Origin of the sequence: Candidatus Symbiobacter mobilis CR, from assembly GCF_000477435.1 — a bacterium.
Classification (GTDB): Bacteria; Pseudomonadota; Gammaproteobacteria; order Burkholderiales; family Burkholderiaceae_C; genus Rhodoferax; species Rhodoferax mobilis.
In genome coordinates, this window is record NC_022576.1 from 2699061 (window position 1) to 2715988 (window position 16928).

Genomic DNA, 16928 nt, shown 5'->3' on the forward strand with positions numbered 1-16928 from the left:
TGCGTTAAGGGAAAAGTCGCTTACGGGAAAAATCGCGAAGCGGCTTCGAAGCTCTCCTCGCCTAGCGGGAGAGGGGTTGGGGGTGCGGGAAACGGGTAAGACTTGCATGGCCGTTAGTCAGCGGTAGAGGCGGAAGTCGAAGCGGAGATCGAAGTGCGGGGTTCGATGTCTGTAGGCCCAAAGACGTGGTAACGGTGTTTGCCTGCCAACTTGGCTTGGTACATCGCAATATCTGCTTCGTGCAGCAATTCTTCGGCAGTGGTGGATCGGGATCGACATAAGAAACTCACCCCGATGCTGGCAGTGACGGACAGCAGTGTGCCATCGAGAGGGATAGGCTGCGCCACGGCTTGCAACAGGCGTTCCAGCAGGGGAAGGACATCGCTCGGATCCTGGAGGTCTACGAGTACTGCGACGAATTCGTCCCCTCCATTGCGTGCAAGGGTGTCGCCGTCTCGCAGCGCGTCACGCATCCGAGTGGCGACAGCGATGAGCACCTGATCCCCGGCATGGTGTCCGTGGATGTCGTTGATGGCTTTGAACCCGTCGAGGTCGATGAACGCCACGGCCAGGCACTCTTCCCGCCGCTGCATTTGGGCCATCGCTTGTCCTAGGCGGTCTGCGAGCAGGATGCGGTTTGGTAGTTGGGTGAGCGCATCGTGGCGTGCGGTGCGTTCGAGTTCGGTTTGGTAATTCTTGATGGCCGTGATGTTTCTAAAGACGGCGACGTACTGCTGTACCTGGCCTTGGCTATCGACGGCAGCGCTGATCGTGAGCATTTCCGCGTAGACCTCCCCATCCTTGCGGCGGTTCCAGACTTCTCCCCCCCAGTGCCCCTGGGTGCGCAAGTCGTGCCACATTGCGTCGTAGAACGCCTTGTCGTGGTACCCGGAACGGAGGATGCTGTGGGTCTTGCCCAGAGCGTCTTCGCGTGTGTAACCCGTGATGTGCGTGAAGGCATCGTTGACGTCGAGGATGATTCCGTTGGCATCCGTAATCGCGATGCCCTCGCGGGTATTGGTGAACACACAAGAGGCGTTGACGCGATGCAGGCGCTCGGATTCTGCTCGCTCTTCCTGGAGCAGCAGATGACGCCGGTAGTACCCCGTGGACAAAAAGCTGAGCAGAACGAGTACAGGAACCAAGATCCCCAGGATCGTCGTCGCTTCTGTTCTCCATTGGCGCAGCGCAACGTTTTGCGGCACGCGGGATACCACGACGAAAGGAAACAGCGAAGACACCCGGAATGCCGCCAAGGATTGGCCAAGCTGCGGATGGAAGACGACGAATTGCCCATATTCGCGCTGGTCAGGCTGCATCAGCGCAAATAAAGAATGGGTCTCGATGGCAGACTTGGGAGCGGTAGAGAACAGAAGCACCCCGTCGAGCCGAAGAACTTCGACGATGTCAAGCTGTGGGTCGAGCTGGCGGGCGATGTGGTTGAGGAAATAGTCGGTATTGAGCGCGACGAGCAGCGTCAATGCACGCGATGAGGATGGCAACCCCAGCGTGAGGGGAAGGAAAGTCGATGCATGGGCTGCGGGGTAGCGCAAGCCAGAATCGGGCGTATCCGGCCGTCCTTCGGAAAAATCCCGCCCTGACCAAGGTACCCCAATGTGCAGCACGGGGTACGTCGCGTCGGACACGGGGTAGTACGCCTCGCCGGATAGCGAAAGTCCGACGTTGGCGGGGTTGGAACTGACGAGGATTCGGCCAGTGTCATCGATCAAGGACAGCGAGCGCAAATGGGGCGCATTGCGCAAGATCAGTGCGAAGCTGGATTCGATCTGACAGGCGTCGAACGACTTGGTATCCGTGGACACCACGTGGCCCGCAGCCAGCGTGGTGGCATCAATGCTCTGGGTGATGAACCCCTCGAAACTGCGTGCAAGCAGTGCAGAGATGCGGAAGTGGTGGCTGAGTGCGTCTGCACGCAAGAGCCACAAGGCGTAGCCTGCCACGCCCAGCACGCCGATGTGAAAAGCAGTGAGCGTGAGTGCAAAGCGCAGCCATGAGCCGACGAAACGGTTCATGCGGACTCAGGGGGACAGAATGGGTTCCAGACGGTGCCGGATGGCAGCGGCGCGCAGCCGACCATCCTTCTTGGCGTCGGCTACGAACTGGTCTACACGAGCGAGCCAGACATCGTCTCCGGGAGCCACGGCGTAGGCATAGGGTGTGATGTGGTACGGACTATCCGGAGTGACCAAACGCGCCCAATCCGCATTGGCAAGAAAGCGCTGGCTGTAGGGATAGTCGGTCATGAATACGTCCGCGCGGCCAGCCTGCACTTCGTGTTCCCGTGCGAATGGGGTATCGAGCACGAGCAGCTTGGCATTGCGCAATTTTTCTTTCATGATCGGTTCGTGCAGGGTGCCTTTGGCCACTGCCACGATGCTGCCGGGTTGGTCGATGTCTGCCCAGCGTTGAATACGGCGATTGATACGGGTGGTGATGGCGTAAATGTCGCTGGCGAGGTGGGGCCGGGTGAAACGGAGCTTGGCCTGCCGTTGCGGGGTGATGCCGATGGCGAACATGGCCACATCGCAACGGTCAGCGTGCAGATCGTCGATCAGTTTGGCAAAAGAGCTATCGACGAAAGTGACGGCAACGCCCAGATCCCGGGCCAATTCCCGCGCCATGTCGATGTCGATGCCAGCAAGCTGCTGGGTTCTGGGGTTGCGGTACGTGATGCCGTAATAGTCCGGCCAGATGCAAACGCGCAGGGAGCGCGTGTTTTGGATTTGATCGAGACGGCTGGCTGGGCTGGCCTGGGCCAAGCTGATGGATGCGACGAGGGCACAGCACAGCCCGACGAGCAGGGGACGCAACGGCAGGGCAAAGCGTGGGAGCGAGAGAAGCATGGCGCACTCCTGACGGAGGAACGGGGGGAGAAAGGTGCCGAAAACCAAAATTCTTTGGTACAGGGAGCGTCCGAGGCAGCCTTGAAAAACCATTTTGCCATGCCCAAGATGGGCGCGCACCCCGCCCTATGGGTGGCGCGTGGATGCAGCGTCGTCAGGCTGCGTTGACGGCGTCGGCGCTCTGGCGGGTCAACATGGCCAGGATGTTCGCGACGGTCTTGCGCAGTTCCCGGCGGTCACAAACGAAGTCGACTGCGCCCTTGCTTTGCAGAAATTCCGCGCGCTGGAACCCTTCCGGAAGGGTGACACGCACGGTGGACTCGATCACGCGCGGGCCGGCAAAGCCGATCAGCGCCTTGGGTTCGGCGATGACGACGTCTCCGAGGAACGCGAACCCTGCGCTGACACCGCCCATCGTCGGGTCGGTCAGCACGCTGAGGTACGGCAACCCGGCTTGCGCAAGCCGCGTGAGGGCAGCGTTGGTCTTGGCCATTTGCATCAGGGAAAGCAGCCCCTCTTGCATTCGTGCCCCCCCGGTGGCGGTGAAGCACAGAAAAGGCACTTTCTGCTCGATGGCCGTATGCACGCCCCGGACGAAGCGTTCCCCCACGACGGAACCCATGCTGCCGCCCATGAATTCGAACTCGAAGCAGGCCGTGACCAGCCCGATTCCAAGCACCGCGCCGCCCATGACGACGAGCGCGTCGGTTTCGCCAGTGTTGTCCAGCGCTTCCTTGAGGCGCTGCGAGTATTTGCGGCTGTCCTGAAATTTCAGCGCATCGACGGGTAGCACTTCCTGCCCCAGTTCGTAGCGGCCTTCGGGGTCGAGAAAGGCGTTGATGCGTGCGCGTGCGCCGATGCGGTGGTGGTGCGCGCAGTTGGGGCAGACGTTGAGGTTCTGTTCGAGGTCGGTTTTGTACAGCACGCTATCGCAGGCGCTGCATTTGATCCATACCCCTTCGGGGACGCTACGCCGATCCCGGGGGTTGATGTGCTGAATTTTGGGGGGAAGGAGTTTTTCGAGCCAGCTCATGGGGGTAGTGCAAGGTCGGGGAAAAGGGAGAGGGGCTGGGGGGGATGGACACTGCCATGACTTTCCTGATGCAAGGCATCTGCGCAAAGTCAAGGCAGTGATTCAGGTTGGCGCATCCATCGCGGCGCGCACTTCGGTGAGGAAGGTTCGCGCTGCGTCGCAAACGCCCTCCCGGGGCTGCGATGCGATGCATTCGATGATCCGGCTACCGATGACGACGCCATCAGCAACGTGGGCGATGTTTCGGGCGCTTGCGGGTTCGCGGATGCCGAATCCCACTGCGATGGGGACATGGACATGCTCGCGGATGCGCGGCAGTGCGCGGGCTACGGCATCGGCGTCGAGCGTACTGGAGCCTGTCACGCCTTTGAGCGACACGTAGTAGACGTACCCCCCTGCAATCTGCCCAATAGTGCGGATGCGGGCTTCGGTGCTCGTCGGCGCCAGCAGAAAAATGGGATCGATCCCGTTGTTGCGCAGCGCATGGGCAAAAGCCACACACTCCTGCGGTGGGTAATCGACGATGAGCACGCCATCGACCCCGGCGTCAGTACAGGCTTGGACGAAGGCCGACGATGGCGCGTCGGCGGTGCGGTGTACTTGGTCGTAGCGTTCGACGGGGTTGGCATAGCCCATCAGTACGACGGGGGTGGTGGTGTCGTCGCGGCGGAAGGCACGCACCATGTCGAGCACCGTGCATAGCCCCACACCGTGTGACAGGGCGAAGTCGCTGGCGCGCTGGATCGCCGGGCCGTCTGCGCTGGGGTCGGAGAAGGGAATACCCAGCTCGATCAGATCGGCACCGCCTTCCACCATGGCGTGCATCAGCGCCGGGGTCACGTCTGCATAGGGGAACCCGGCTGTGACAAAGGGGATCAGCGCAGTCCGGTGTTGCGAACGCAGCCGTGCGAAGGTCGGTGCGATGCGGCTCATGGTTGTGCTCCTGCGTCGGCCAAGGCACGGGGGGGGCTACAAAAGTCTGCGCCGCAGAGGTCGGCGACGGTGCCGATGTCCTTGTCGCCACGACCGGAGAGGTTAACGAGGATCGATTGGTCCGGGCGCATTGTTTTGGCAAGCTGGAGTGCATACGCCACGGCGTGGCTCGATTCGAGGGCGGGGATGATCCCCTCCGTGCGGCACAGGTAGTGAAAGGCTGCGAGCGCCTCGGTGTCGGTGATCCCGACGTATTCGGCACGCTGCACATCCTGTAGCCAGGCGTGTTCCGGCCCTACTCCGGGGTAGTCCAACCCGGCGCTGACGCTGTGCGTAGGCAGGATCTGTCCATCGCGATCCTGCAAGACATAGGTGCGGTTGCCATGCAGCACGCCGGGGCTACCGCGCTGCAACGAGGCTGCGTGCCTGCCGGTGTCTAGCCCCTCGCCAGCGGCTTCGACGCCGATCAGCCGGATGTGCCGGTGTTCGAGGTAGGGGTGGAAGATGCCCATTGCGTTGGATCCGCCGCCCACGCACGCGACGATCGCGTCGGGCTGTTCCCCCGCGCAGCCTGCTTCGGCAAGCATTGGTGGCATTTGCGTCAGGCATTCACGGCCGATCACGCTCTGGAAGTCGCGCACCATCATGGGGTAGGGGTGCGGACCGGCCACGGTGCCGATGATGTAGAAGGTGTCGTCGACATGGGCCACCCAGTCCCGCAAGGCTTCGTTGAGTGCGTCCTTGAGCGTCTTGCTGCCGGAGGTCACGGGGACGACCTGCGCGCCCAGCAGTTTCATGCGGTAGACATTCGGGCTTTGGCGTTGCATGTCCTCGCTGCCCATGTAGACGACGCATTCCAGCCCATAGCGGGCACAGATCGTTGCGGTGGCCACCCCGTGTTGGCCTGCGCCCGTTTCGGCGATGACCCGTTTTTTGCCCATCCGCCGAGCCAACATGGCTTGGCCGATCGTGTTGTTGATCTTGTGCGCGCCGGTATGGTTGAGGTCTTCGCGCTTGAGGAATATCTGTGCCCCGCCTTGTTCGCGGCTGGCTCGGGCAGCGTGGTAGACGGGGGAGGGACGACCTACGTAGTGCGCAAGCTCGTAGGCGAATTCGTCCTGGAAGGCAGCGTCGTTGCGGTAGCGCTCATACGCTGCGGTCAGTTCATCGACGGCATGTTGCAGCGTTTCCGCGACAAAGCAGCCGCCGTAGATGCCAAAGTGGCCATCCGGGCCGGGTAGGGATTCCGCTGAGGTAGTCATGAAAGTCGGTAAGGTACGGCCACACCAAGGGCAAGGAACACACTATGGGCAGGCGTTGTGGGAGTGCCGCATCGCGACTTCCGTCGCTCCTACAACGGGAACGGAAGCGTTGTGCTGATATCAAGTGCAGTGGTTTCCCATGGCAGCCAAGATGCGTGCCTACCTTAGCCCAGCGAGAGAGGGGCAGTGGTGAGGGCAAGATATGCATCGACCGACATGGACTCTGGGCACGACTCGCGCTGTGCAGAGGAAAAGCACGTATCTGCGGCACGTACAGCGGCGGCAAACTGCGCGATTTTGTCAGGATCCTTGAGGCCCTTGTGTCCGGTCACTTCGATCCCGGAACTGACATCGACAGTCAGTGACAGGCAACGTGGACGCAGCATCGCAATCGCCTCGCCGACGTTGGCGGGGGTCAGCCCCCCAGCGAGTACGACGTGCGTCTGTGGCAGGGGGGGAAGAGCCGTCCAGTCAAAGCGATGGCCCGTTCCTCCGTATTCGGGGGCATAGGTGTCGAGCACGAACGCCAGGGCGCGTTCGTGTTCCGACACCATGGTATGCAGTATCCCGGCGGGGGCGGGGTCGTCGGCACGAATGCGCACGGCGCGCAGGTAGGCGTAGCCCCGGTTGGCCTGGACGCATTGGCTGGCCGTCTCGTCGCCGTGGAATTGCACGATGGCTCCGGTGATCGTGTCACGCACGCGCAGTACCTCTTCGGGGTCGGGGTTGACGAACAGCAGCACCGGGGTGACGAACGGGGGCAGCCTGCGTGCCAGCACCGCAGCACGATCCGGGGTGACGTACCGGGGGCTGCGCGCATAGAGCACGAAACCGACTGCATCGGCGCCAGCGGCGACGGCAGCGTCCACATCGCATTCCCGGGTGAGGCCACACATCTTGATGCGCGTGCGTGGTTGTAGGGTCTTCATGGCGTTGGCGTGCAGCCAGGAAGCCCGTCGAGCATCGAGGAATCGTCCGGCAATCCCCATGCGGGGTCGTAGCGGGGGCCGAGGAAGTACAACCCATCTGGCGCAAAGGTAGGCGCGGCGATTGTCCTGTTACGGGCTTGCAGCACGTCGAGCATCCATGCAGGGGGCCGTTGGCCCGATCCGATGGCGACCAGGCAGCCCATGATGTTGCGGATCATGTGGTGCAAAAAGGCATCGGCCTCAAAGTCACACCGCACGTGGTTCCCTTGGCGTTCGATGGCAATGCGCAGCATCCGTTTGACTGGCGACCTGGCTTGGCATGCGCTGGCGCGGAAGGAGGAGAAATCGTGCTCTCCCAGCAAATACGACGCGGCTTCGCGCATCCGGTCGGCGTCGAGCGGGCGAAAAACCCACCCCACCCTCCCCGTGTCCACCGATGGGCGAACGGGAGCATTGCGCAGCACGTATACGTAACGCCGGGATAGCGCACAGGAACGGCAGTGGAACGTCTGCGGTACCACACGCGCCCACAGGATGGCGATGTCCTTCGGCAACAAGGCATTGCAGCCCCGAACCCAGGAGAAAGGCTGGCGTTCCAGGGAAGTGTCGAAATGCACGACCTGCAACAAGGCATGCACCCCCGCATCAGTGCGCCCGGCGCACACAGTGCGCACGGCGTGGGAAGGACAGGCGCAAAACTGGCTTAGCGCGTGCTCCAGTGCGTCTTGCACCGTGCGCTGCGAAGGCTGACTTTGCCAGCCTTGGTAGTTGCTACCGCAATAACCCAGCCCCAATACGACCCGCAAGAAGGGAGGCTTCACGAGCCGCGTTCAACTTGCAGGGGAGAGGGGCCACACCAGCCTGAGAAATTGACATGTCGACATCTCGACATTTCGACATCTCCAGTATTCGAAGTCTCAGATATCTCAGCTCAGATATCTTTGAGCGCACGCTCTGCCTTGGCCCGCATGTCTCCCGTGGCGGTTTCAAGGACTTCTTCGATCAACGCACGCGCTCCGTCCAGATCCCCAATCGCACGGAACTCTTCGGCCAAAGCCAGTTTGGTCTCCAGTGGGTCACCGCTTATCGGGGCTGCTGTGGGCGAGCTGTACGGAGTTTGGTCTTCGTCGATGTCGAGCGACAAAGAGCTGAGGTCGAACTCCAACATGCCGGAATCCGCAGCCGCAGTGGGTGGTGGCTCTGGCGTGCTCGAAGGAGGGATGATGAGCGTGTCTTCGAGATGGAAGGGCAGCGAGCCATCGTCCGGAGGTTCTTCCATGGCTGGGGGAGGTTCGGGGAGCGGAGGCAGCGCATCCATGCGACCCCTATTGTTGGCTGGATCGACCCCAGGCTGCGTATCGGGACCAGAGCGGGCTTCCATGCGCACCGTGGCGTCCATGCCGGGCTGTGCATCTTTGGCGGCAGGCATATCGTCGAGGGAGAAGTCCAAATCCAGATCCATATCCGAGTCTGGCGGTGGCGCTTCTGGAAGAGAAGGCGCTGCCGGAGCAGTACGTTCGAATGCGGCCATGACGATCGTCTTGTCCGACATGGGATCTGGTTCCCCGGCGGGCTGCCCACCGGGACGGTAGAGGGAGTTGTCCGGATCGAGGATCAGGCCCGTAGCGCAGATTTGCGTCCAGTCCGGGCTGTTGCCGCCAACGATATTGAACGCGAGGGTGGCAATGGATTCGTAGGACTTGGCGTCTTTGCGCTTGGCGTAGACCTCCAGCAATTTTTTGTACACCGCAACCCGTTCCGGCTGGGTGCGCAGCGCGTCCTTGAGAATTTCTTCGGCTTGCAGATCCCTGCCGTAGGCGAGGTACACATCTGCTTCGGCGACTGGATCCACATCGTCGGAAGAATCGAGCTGACTGGGGGAATACACCAGGGAAGAGCTTGTTCCCGATCCTTCGCTGGTGTCAATGCGCTGCCCGCCACTCACGCCGTGGAACGATTCCGGCGGGATACGGCTTTCCATGTAGGAACTGTCAGCCAGCATCGTTTGTTTTTTGCGCCGCAGGAAGAACGCCACTGCGCCGATCACGCCCAGCACGATGGCAAGGCCAGCACCAAGCAATACGTTGGGCGAGAACAGGCCGTCCAGCAGCCCGGATGGTGGTGGAGAGGGCGGCGCTGGAGGATCGGCTGCTTGGGATGCAGGGGAAACCGTGGCTGCAGATGCGGTAGATGCAGCAGGAACAGGGGGTGTGGCGTGGGAAGCAGGATGGGTACTTGAGACTGCGGCTGTGGGCGCGGGTCCGTGAGTGGAAGTGGGCGCAGATACGGCCAGGGCCAGCTTCGCCCCGACGCCTTGCGAAGCCGGAACAGCTTTGGACGCTGGATGGGCGGCTGTGCCTACGGATTGCGCCAGCTTGTGTAGGTCGGCGATGTTGCGCTGCAATTCGGAAGCTCGCTGTGCAGCAGTGCTGGCGGCACGGCTGCGTGCCAAGGCTTCGGCAGAGGGGGCAGTGGGTTGGGTGGGCTGAGACGCTGGGCGCTTGGATTGCACGCTGCCTTTGGAGAGGGTCAGGCGGTCTGGCGATTGGGCTGCGGGCTTGTCGTCCTTGACGGTGACTTGCACCTTGCCTTGAATCTGCTGGCGTGGCCCCGTTGTCTGCGTGACTGGGGCATTGGCGGCGAGATTGCGCCGGTATTGGGCGAAATCTTTGCTATGTGCTGTGACGATGCGGCGTGCCTCTGCCGGAGCGACGACTTCAGCGTCTGCATCGGATGGCAGACCGAGCACTGCTCCAGCTTTGACACGGTGGACGTTCCCGGCAATAAAGGCCTCCGGGTTGGAACGCACCATCGCGACGAGCATCTGATCCAGTGTGACCCCACCGGGTAGATGTTGCGAAGCCAGCATTCCAGCGGTATCGCCTGCACGCACGGTGACGCGGCGCTCGGGCGCTGCTGGGCGAGGTACTGCGGAAGTCGGCGTTGCCGGGCGGGATACCGTTGGACGGGGTGCCGTTGCCGGTTGCTGCGCACGGGCCGGTGGTATGGCTGGAGTGGCTGCTGGAGATGCTTCCGGGGCCGAAGCACGCTCTGCAATGGGTGCAGAAGCAACAGCGACTGGGGGCGTGGGCAGCACTGGGGTGGGGGCAGGCAAGGGACGTGCTGCAACAGGCGCCGCCGCAGGAATGACCGCCAAGGTGGGGCTGGGCGCGGCGGGGGGGCGCAACACGGGTGGGTCGAACAACATCGTGTAATCGCGCACGATCTTGCCCGCGCCCCAGTCCACTTCCAGTACCAGATCGACGAAAGGTTCATTGACCGGGCTGGTGCTGGTGAAATGCAGGAAAACCCGGCCATTGATGCTGCGTTGCAAGCTGACTCTGGTGCCTGACAACACCGCTGAATACTCTAATCCTGCGGAACGGAAAGCGTCGGGGTTGGCGATTTGCGCTCGCAGCGAGTTTGCGTCATCGGCGCTGAGATTGCTGACTTCGATCTCGGCACGGAGGGGCTCGCCCAGGGCCGATTGCACAGTCAGCCGCCCCAGGGATAGGGCGTAGGCATCACCCCAGCCAAACGCAGCGGCACCAGCCAGGGTGACACACGCCACTTGCCATCGATAGGATTGAGAGCTCAATTTGCGAACTCCGGTTGCTGGGAGTAGGGGAACGAAAACACCCCGAGCCAGTACACAGTACGCGGAAGGCCGTACCTGCAGTCGACACGGCACCCAAGGTACCCGGGGCGCGGGCGCATTCTATAGACGGAGCCAGTGCGGGTGGGGTATCCCGCACAGCACGAAGGTTATGCCTCCAGCAGGATGCGCAACATCCGGCGCAGAGGTTCTGCGGCGCCCCACAGCAGTTGGTCGCCGATCGTGAATGCGCCGAGGTATTGCGGCCCCATCGCGAGTTTGCGCAGGCGCCCCACAGGGATGCGCAGCGTGCCAGTCACTGCCACCGGGGTGAGCGATTGCAGCGTGGCTTCTCGTTCGTTGGGGACGACCTGTACCCATTCGTTGTCGGCGGCGATCATCGCTTCGATATCGTGCAGGGGGACATCCTTGCGGAGCTTGAAGGTCAGCGCTTGGCTATGGCACCGCATGGCGCCGACGCGCACGCAATATCCGTCGACCGGGATGGGACTTTCCTGCGCGGAAGCCTGGCCTGCCACGCCACGGCCGAGAATCTTGTTGGTTTCGGCCATCCCCTTCCATTCCTCCCGGGACACTCCCCATCCGTCTTCCCCGGCTTTTTTGCCGACGCCGAGATCCTTGTCGATCCAGGGAATCAGTGATCCTCCCAGCGGTACGCCGAAACACGCCATGTCCTCGGCGCTCAGAGAACGCTGCTTGTCAATGATCTTGCGATCGATTTCCAGGATAGCGCTGCGGGGATCCGCAAGCAATTCGCGCACTTCCGCGTGCAGCGTGCCGAATTGGGTGAGCAATTCGCGCATGTGTTGCGCGCCGCCACCACTGGCTGCCTGGTAGGTGTGGGTCGTCATCCATTCGACGAGGCCAGCCTTGTACAGAGCGCCTACTCCCATCAGCATGCAACTGACGGTGCAATTGCCGCCGATCCAGTTGCGCATTCCCGCTTGCAGGGCATTGCGAAGGACGGGCAGGTTGACGGGGTCGAGGACGATGACGGCATCGTCGCGCATGCGCAGGGTCGATGCAGCATCAATCCAGTGGCCCGCCCAGCCTGCTGCACGGAGCTTGGGGAAGACTTCCGAGGTGTAGTCCCCCCCCTGCGCGCTCAGGACGATGTTGCAGCCGCGCAGTGCTTCGATGTCGTAGGCGTCGTGCAGCGTGGTTTCATTCCGCGCCCACTGCGGGGCTGCCCCGCCGGCGTTGGATGTCGAGAAAAAGCGGGGTTCGATAAGGTCGAAGTCTCCTTCTTCCTGCATCCGATCCATCAGCACGGAACCCACCATTCCCCGCCAGCCAACGATACCGACCAGATTGCCAATCTTTTGCATGGTTTCTTTTTCCTTCTTGAAGGGACAAATGCAGCGTGCGCGCTCAGAGTGCGCGAACGACCGCAGCGCCCATTTCCCGGGTACCGACCAGCGTGCAGCCGTTGCTGTGGATATCTGCGGTGCGCAGCCCTTGGGCAAGCACGTTCTTGACGGCGGCTTCGATGGCCGATGCCGCAGCCGGTTGGCCCAGGCTGAAGCGCAGCATCATGGCCGCGCTCAGAATGGTTGCCAGCGGGTTGGCCACGTTTTTGCCAGCAATGTCCGGGGCGCTGCCATGGCTAGGCTCGAACAGCCCCTTGCCAGCGTCGTTCATCGACGCGGAAGCCAACATCCCGATCGATCCGGTCAGCATCGCAGCCTCATCGCTGAGGATGTCTCCGAAGAGGTTGCCGGTGACGATCACGTCGAAATGTCGGGGGTTGCGAACGAGTTGCATGGCCGCGTTGTCCACGTACATGTGCTCGAAGGCGATGTCAGGGTAGCCTGCCGCGATGTCAGTGACGACTTCTCTCCAAAGCCCGGAGGTTTCGAGGACATTGGCCTTGTCGACGCTGGTGACTTTGCCAGCGGAACCGGCTTGCTTGCGTTTGCGTGCCGCATCGAAAGCGACGCGGGCGATGCGCTCGATTTCCGGGCGGCTGTAGCGCATCGTGTCAAAGGCTTCTGCGGTGCCGGGGAAGGGGCCGTCCGTTGCCGTCCTGCGCCCACGGGGTTGGCCGAAGTACACATCCCCGGTCAGCTCGCGAACGATCAGGATGTCGAGGCCGGAGACGAGATCAGGCCGCAGGGTCGATGCCCCGACGAGTTCGGGGTAGCACAGCGCAGGGCGGAAGTTGGCGAACAGCCCGAGGTGTTTGCGCAGGCCCAAAATGGCTTGTTCCGGGCGCAGCGAGCGTTCCAGGGTGTCGTACTTCCAATCCCCCACCGCGCCGAAGAGCACGGCATCCGCTGCATCGACGACACGCAGCGTCGAATCGGGCAAGGGGTGGCCGCAGGATTCGTAGGCTGCGCCGCCTACGGGTGCGGTTTCCAGCTCCAGCGGAAGGCCCAGGGCTTGGAGTACGTCAACGGCAGCGTCAACGATTTCGGTGCCAATGCCGTCTCCGGGTAGGACTGCGATACGCATGGTTCGTTTGTTTCAGGAATGAAGCCGGAATGGGTCAGGAAGGAGAAAGAGCAGACGAAGGATGCTGGCGTGACAGCCATGGATAGTGGGACAGAAACTGCGCCTCGAAGCCACGGATACGGTCGGCATGGCGCAAGGTCAGCCCGATGTCGTCCAGCCCGTGGAGCAGACAGTACCGTCGGAAAGGCTGCACCTCGAAGGGCCATTCCGAGCCGTCCGCAAGCTGGATCAGCGTGCGTTCGAGGTCGATCGTCAGCGTATAGCCGGGAGTGGAGTACACCTGCTGAAAAAGCTGGTCGATCTGTGCTTCGGTCAAGACGATCGGCAGCAGGCCATTTTTGAAGCAGTTGCCGAAGAAGATGTCCGCAAAGCTGCTGGCCAGGATGGCCCGAAAGCCATATTGCTCCAGCGCCCACGGCGCATGTTCGCGGGACGATCCGCACCCGAAATTCTTGCGGGCAAGCAGGATGCCCGCGCCCTGATACCGGGGCTGGTTCAGAATGAAATCGGGGTTGGACTGGCGCGTGGCGGGGTCTTTGCCGGGAAAGCCTTCGTCAAGGTAGCGCCAGGCGTCGAAAAGGTGGGGGCCGAAGCCGGTTTTGCGGATCGACTTGAGGAATTGCTTGGGGATGATCGCGTCGGTGTCGACGTTGTCGCGGTCGAGCGGGGCGACCAGTCCCTGGAATACGGTGAATTGCTGCATCCTAGAGCCACTTTCTGACGTCGGTGAGTCGGCCTTGTATCGCGGCTGCGGCGGCCATCGCGGGGCTGAGGAGGTGCGTGCGTCCCCCTGTTCCCTGGCGGCCCTCGAAATTGCGGTTGCTGGTCGATGCGCAGCGCTCTCCCGGTTCGAGCCGGTCTGCGTTCATCGCCAGGCACATCGAGCACCCCGGTTCTCTCCATTGGAACCCGGCGTCGAGGAAGACGGTGTGGAATCCTTCCTGTTCTGCCTGTTCCTTGACCCAACCCGAGCCAGGGACGACCATCGCCAGCTTGACGTTGGAGGCAACTTTTGACCCCATCGCACGCACGACGGCTGCGGCGGATCGCAAGTCTTCGATACGGCTGTTCGTGCATGACCCCACAAACACCTTGTCGATCTGTACCCCGTTGATCGGCGTACCGGGTTCAAGCCCCATATATGCCAGCGCCCGCTCGATGCTGGCGCGGCGCGAGGCATCGGATTCCTGCGCTGGATCGGGAACGTGGCCATCAATGCCGAGCACCATCTCTGGAGACGTTCCCCACGTGACTTGGGGGACGAGGGAGCGGGCATCGAGTTCGACGACGGTGTCAAACTGCGCGTCATCGTCCGAATGCAGGGTGTTCCAGACGGCAACGGCTTGTTCCCATTCTGCAGAAGACTCCTGCGGCGCCATGGGGCGGTTGCGCAGATAGTCGATCGTCGTCGCATCGACGGCAACGAGGCCGGCGCGGGCACCGGCTTCGATCGCCATGTTGCAGACGGTCATCCGGCCTTCCATGCTCAGCGCGCGAATGGCGGACCCCGCAAACTCGATGGTGTGGCCCGTACCACCGGCGGTACCAATCCTTCTGATCACCGCAAGCACGATGTCCTTGGCAGAGCACCCTGTGGGCAGGGGGCCATGGACGATGATCTGCATATTGCGGGCCTTTTTGGCCAGAAGAGTTTGGGTGGCCAGCACGTGTTCGACTTCGCTGGTACCGATGCCATGCGCCAGCGCAGCGAATGCGCCATGGGTGGAAGTATGCGAATCGCCACAGACGACAGTCATCCCTGGCAGGATGGCCCCGTGTTCAGGGCCGATGACGTGGACGATGCCTTGCCGAGCTGACAGGAATGGGAAGTACGCTGCAACGCCGCATTCCCGGATGTTGGCGTCAAGGGTCAGGATTTGCTCTTTGCTGGTGGCGTCGGCGATGCCGTCGTAGCCCAGCTCCCATCCTGTCGTCGGCACGTTGTGGTCTGCCGTGGCGATGATCGAGCTGGGACGCCACACCTTCCGCCCCGCTTGCCGTAGCCCTTCGAAAGCTTGCGGGCTGGTGACCTCATGCACCAAGTGCCGGTCGATATACAGCAGGGCAGTACCGTCTTCTTCGGTATGGACGACGTGGGCGTCCCAGATCTTGTCGTAGAGCGTTTTTCCCATGGTCTTGCAAAAAATGGCCCGGCGCCGGAGGCATCCGCCATCACCAATCCTTGGCGCACGAATCCCTACCGTTCCTAGCGTTCCTCAAGAGGCTTGACATCCCGGGGAGCAGACCCCGTGAACAACTGGCGGGGCCGACCGATTTTGTATTCGGGGTCGCCGATCATTTCGTTGAGCTGCGCCATCCACCCCACGGTGCGCGCCAGCGCAAAAATTCCGGTGAAGAGGTTGACGGGAATGCCAATCGCACGCTGCACGATCCCCGAATAGAAATCGACATTCGGGTACAGCTTGCGCTGGACGAAGTAGTCGTCTTCCAGCGCGATTTTTTCCAGCTCGCGGGCCAGTTTGAACAGGGGGTCGTTGTCCAGGCCCAGATTGGCGAGTACTTCGTGGCAGGTTTCCTGCATGAGCTTGGCGCGGGGATCGTAGTTTTTGTACACCCGGTGTCCGAAGCCCATGAGTTTGATGCCTGTGGACTTGTCCTTGACTTGCTCGATGAACCGGCCGATGTGAGCGACGCCCCCTTGGCGCTGGATCTCTTCGAGCATGTTGAGGCATGCCTCGTTGGCGCCACCGTGCGCGGGCCCCCACAGACACGCCACCCCGGCGGCTATGGCGGCAAAGGGGTTTGTCCCCGAAGAACCGCACAGCCGCACGGTCGATGTCGATGCGTTTTGCTCGTGGTCTGCGTGCAGGATGAAGATACGGTCTAGCGCGTGTTCGAGCACCGGGTTGACTTGGTAGTCCTCGCACGGCGTGCCGAACATCATGCGCAGGAAATTCCCGGCATAGCTCAGTTCGTTACGTGGGTACATGTAGGGCTGCCCCACGCCGTACTTGTAGGCCATTGCAACGAGCGTCGGCATTTGGGAAATGAGCCGAATCGCGGCAATCTCCCGGTGCGCGGGGTTATTGATATCCGTGCTGTCGTGGTAGAAAGCCGAGAGCGCTCCCACCAAACCCGTCAGCACTGCCATGGGATGCGCATCGCGCCGGAACCCACGCAGGAAAAACTGCATTTGCTCATGCACCATCGTGTGGCTGATGATGAGCTGATGGAAGTCCTTGCGCTCCTGTATCTTGGGCAGGTCTCCCTTCAGCAGCAGGAAGCAGGTATCAAGGTAGTCGCACTGCCTGGCGAGTTGTTCGATCGGGTATCCACGGTAGAGCAGCTCGCCCTTGTCCCCGTCGATGTACGTGATCGCCGACTGGCATGCCGCTGTCGACAAAAAACCGGGGTCGTAGGTGAACATCCCGGTTTGCCCATACAGCTTGCGAATGTCGATGACATCGGGGCCCATGCGCCCGCTGTAGATGGGCAATTCAATGTTGGGGCTTCCGTTGCTGAAGGACAGGGTTGCAGCGTGGTTGGCGAGTTTCATGGTCGGGTTTCCGGTTTGGGTTGCAATAGGGCCAGCAATGCGTGCATGTCTGCACGATCCATTGCAGGATCGACATTGCCAATCTTGACGCGGCCGAGGAACACGTCGAGCAAATCGCTGTCAGCCAGTGCCATCAGCTCTTGCAAGCATTCCGCCTGGCGCACCGTGAGGGTGGCGGCGTATTGGTGGAAAAAACGCTCGAGAAAGAAATCGTTTTCGAGCATCCCCCGGCGGCAGCGCCACCGGAGTTTGCCGAACAAGGATGCGTCGAGCAGCGCATCCTTTGTATACGCATCTTCTGCGCAATCTGCCGTCGCCAT

14 protein-coding genes are annotated in these 16928 nt (G+C 61.9%); all 14 read right to left on the reverse strand.

Going from position 1 to position 16928, the window contains the following annotated elements:
* Positions 1–113: 113 nt before the first annotated feature.
* The 14 genes from CENROD_RS12725 to CENROD_RS11095 all read right to left on the reverse strand — a co-directional run bounded on the left by CENROD_RS12725 (position 114) and on the right by CENROD_RS11095 (position 16928).
* Entirely contained in the window at positions 114–2033 is a 1920-nt protein-coding gene (locus CENROD_RS12725; RefSeq protein ID WP_022776372.1) for a diguanylate cyclase domain-containing protein, read from the reverse strand.
* A 6-nt stretch (positions 2034–2039) separates the two neighbouring features.
* Positions 2040–2864, reverse strand: coding sequence for an ABC transporter substrate-binding protein (locus CENROD_RS11035; protein WP_022776375.1), 825 nt, complete (start codon positions 2862–2864; stop codon positions 2040–2042).
* Positions 2865–3018: 154 nt separating this feature from the next.
* Positions 3019–3897 (reverse strand): acetyl-CoA carboxylase, carboxyltransferase subunit beta, encoded by an 879-nt coding sequence (accD, locus tag CENROD_RS11040; RefSeq protein WP_022776379.1) that lies wholly within the window; start codon positions 3895–3897, stop codon positions 3019–3021.
* A gap of 102 nt (positions 3898–3999) precedes the next feature.
* The gene (trpA, locus tag CENROD_RS11045) at positions 4000–4830 is read right to left on the reverse strand and encodes a tryptophan synthase subunit alpha (RefSeq protein ID WP_022776382.1); all 831 of its coding nucleotides are present in this window, start codon (positions 4828–4830) and stop codon (positions 4000–4002) included.
* Complete coding sequence (gene trpB, locus CENROD_RS11050; RefSeq protein ID WP_022776384.1) at positions 4827–6092, reverse strand: tryptophan synthase subunit beta; 1266 nt, start codon at positions 6090–6092, stop codon at positions 4827–4829. The genes trpA and trpB overlap by 4 nt, the downstream gene beginning before the upstream one ends.
* 164 nt (positions 6093–6256) lie before the next feature.
* Complete coding sequence (locus CENROD_RS11055) at positions 6257–7021, reverse strand: phosphoribosylanthranilate isomerase (RefSeq protein WP_022776386.1); 765 nt, start codon at positions 7019–7021, stop codon at positions 6257–6259.
* Positions 7018–7827, reverse strand: a complete 810-nt coding sequence (gene truA, locus CENROD_RS11060; protein ID WP_022776390.1) for a tRNA pseudouridine(38-40) synthase TruA — start codon at positions 7825–7827, stop codon at positions 7018–7020. Before truA ends, CENROD_RS11055 begins: the two co-directional genes overlap by 4 nt.
* A gap of 125 nt (positions 7828–7952) precedes the next feature.
* Positions 7953–10619: a motility hub landmark protein FimV gene (locus tag CENROD_RS11065; protein ID WP_022776394.1), complete on the reverse strand. Its 2667-nt coding sequence runs from the start codon at positions 10617–10619 to the stop codon at positions 7953–7955.
* A gap of 167 nt (positions 10620–10786) precedes the next feature.
* Positions 10787–11965, reverse strand: coding sequence for an aspartate-semialdehyde dehydrogenase (gene asd / locus CENROD_RS11070; RefSeq protein ID WP_022776397.1), 1179 nt, complete (start codon positions 11963–11965; stop codon positions 10787–10789).
* A 43-nt stretch (positions 11966–12008) separates the two neighbouring features.
* Entirely contained in the window at positions 12009–13091 is a 1083-nt protein-coding gene (leuB, locus tag CENROD_RS11075) for a 3-isopropylmalate dehydrogenase (protein ID WP_022776399.1), read from the reverse strand.
* Between the two features lie 34 nt (positions 13092–13125).
* Complete coding sequence (gene leuD, locus CENROD_RS11080; protein WP_022776402.1) at positions 13126–13794, reverse strand: 3-isopropylmalate dehydratase small subunit; 669 nt, start codon at positions 13792–13794, stop codon at positions 13126–13128.
* 1 nt (position 13795) lies between these two features.
* The gene (gene leuC / locus CENROD_RS11085; RefSeq protein WP_022776406.1) at positions 13796–15223 is read right to left on the reverse strand and encodes a 3-isopropylmalate dehydratase large subunit; all 1428 of its coding nucleotides are present in this window, start codon (positions 15221–15223) and stop codon (positions 13796–13798) included.
* A gap of 74 nt (positions 15224–15297) precedes the next feature.
* On the reverse strand, positions 15298–16608 hold the full coding sequence (locus tag CENROD_RS11090; RefSeq protein WP_022776410.1) for a citrate synthase: 1311 nt from the start codon (positions 16606–16608) through the stop codon (positions 15298–15300).
* Complete coding sequence (locus tag CENROD_RS11095) at positions 16605–16928, reverse strand: FAD assembly factor SdhE (RefSeq protein WP_022776413.1); 324 nt, start codon at positions 16926–16928, stop codon at positions 16605–16607. Before CENROD_RS11095 ends, CENROD_RS11090 begins: the two co-directional genes overlap by 4 nt.

What these genes read in the sequence shown, in the direction of transcription:
- CENROD_RS12725 (WP_022776372.1), bottom strand. Translation starts at nt 2,033, where the DNA reads ATGAACCGTTTCGTCGGCTCATGGCTGCGCTTTGCACTCACGCTCACT.
- CENROD_RS11035 (WP_022776375.1), bottom strand. Translation starts at nt 2,864, where the DNA reads ATGCTTCTCTCGCTCCCACGCTTTGCCCTGCCGTTGCGTCCCCTGCTC.
- accD (WP_022776379.1), bottom strand. Translation starts at nt 3,897, where the DNA reads ATGAGCTGGCTCGAAAAACTCCTTCCCCCCAAAATTCAGCACATCAAC.
- trpA (WP_022776382.1), bottom strand. Translation starts at nt 4,830, where the DNA reads ATGAGCCGCATCGCACCGACCTTCGCACGGCTGCGTTCGCAACACCGG.
- trpB (WP_022776384.1), bottom strand. Translation starts at nt 6,092, where the DNA reads ATGACTACCTCAGCGGAATCCCTACCCGGCCCGGATGGCCACTTTGGC.
- CENROD_RS11055 (WP_022776386.1), bottom strand. Translation starts at nt 7,021, where the DNA reads ATGAAGACCCTACAACCACGCACGCGCATCAAGATGTGTGGCCTCACC.
- asd (WP_022776397.1), bottom strand. Translation starts at nt 11,965, where the DNA reads ATGCAAAAGATTGGCAATCTGGTCGGTATCGTTGGCTGGCGGGGAATG.
- leuB (WP_022776399.1), bottom strand. Translation starts at nt 13,091, where the DNA reads ATGCGTATCGCAGTCCTACCCGGAGACGGCATTGGCACCGAAATCGTT.
- leuD (WP_022776402.1), bottom strand. Translation starts at nt 13,794, where the DNA reads ATGCAGCAATTCACCGTATTCCAGGGACTGGTCGCCCCGCTCGACCGC.
- leuC (WP_022776406.1), bottom strand. Translation starts at nt 15,223, where the DNA reads ATGGGAAAAACGCTCTACGACAAGATCTGGGACGCCCACGTCGTCCAT.
- CENROD_RS11090 (WP_022776410.1), bottom strand. Translation starts at nt 16,608, where the DNA reads ATGAAACTCGCCAACCACGCTGCAACCCTGTCCTTCAGCAACGGAAGC.
- CENROD_RS11095 (WP_022776413.1), bottom strand. Translation starts at nt 16,928, where the DNA reads ATGGCGACGGCAGATTGCGCAGAAGATGCGTATACAAAGGATGCGCTG.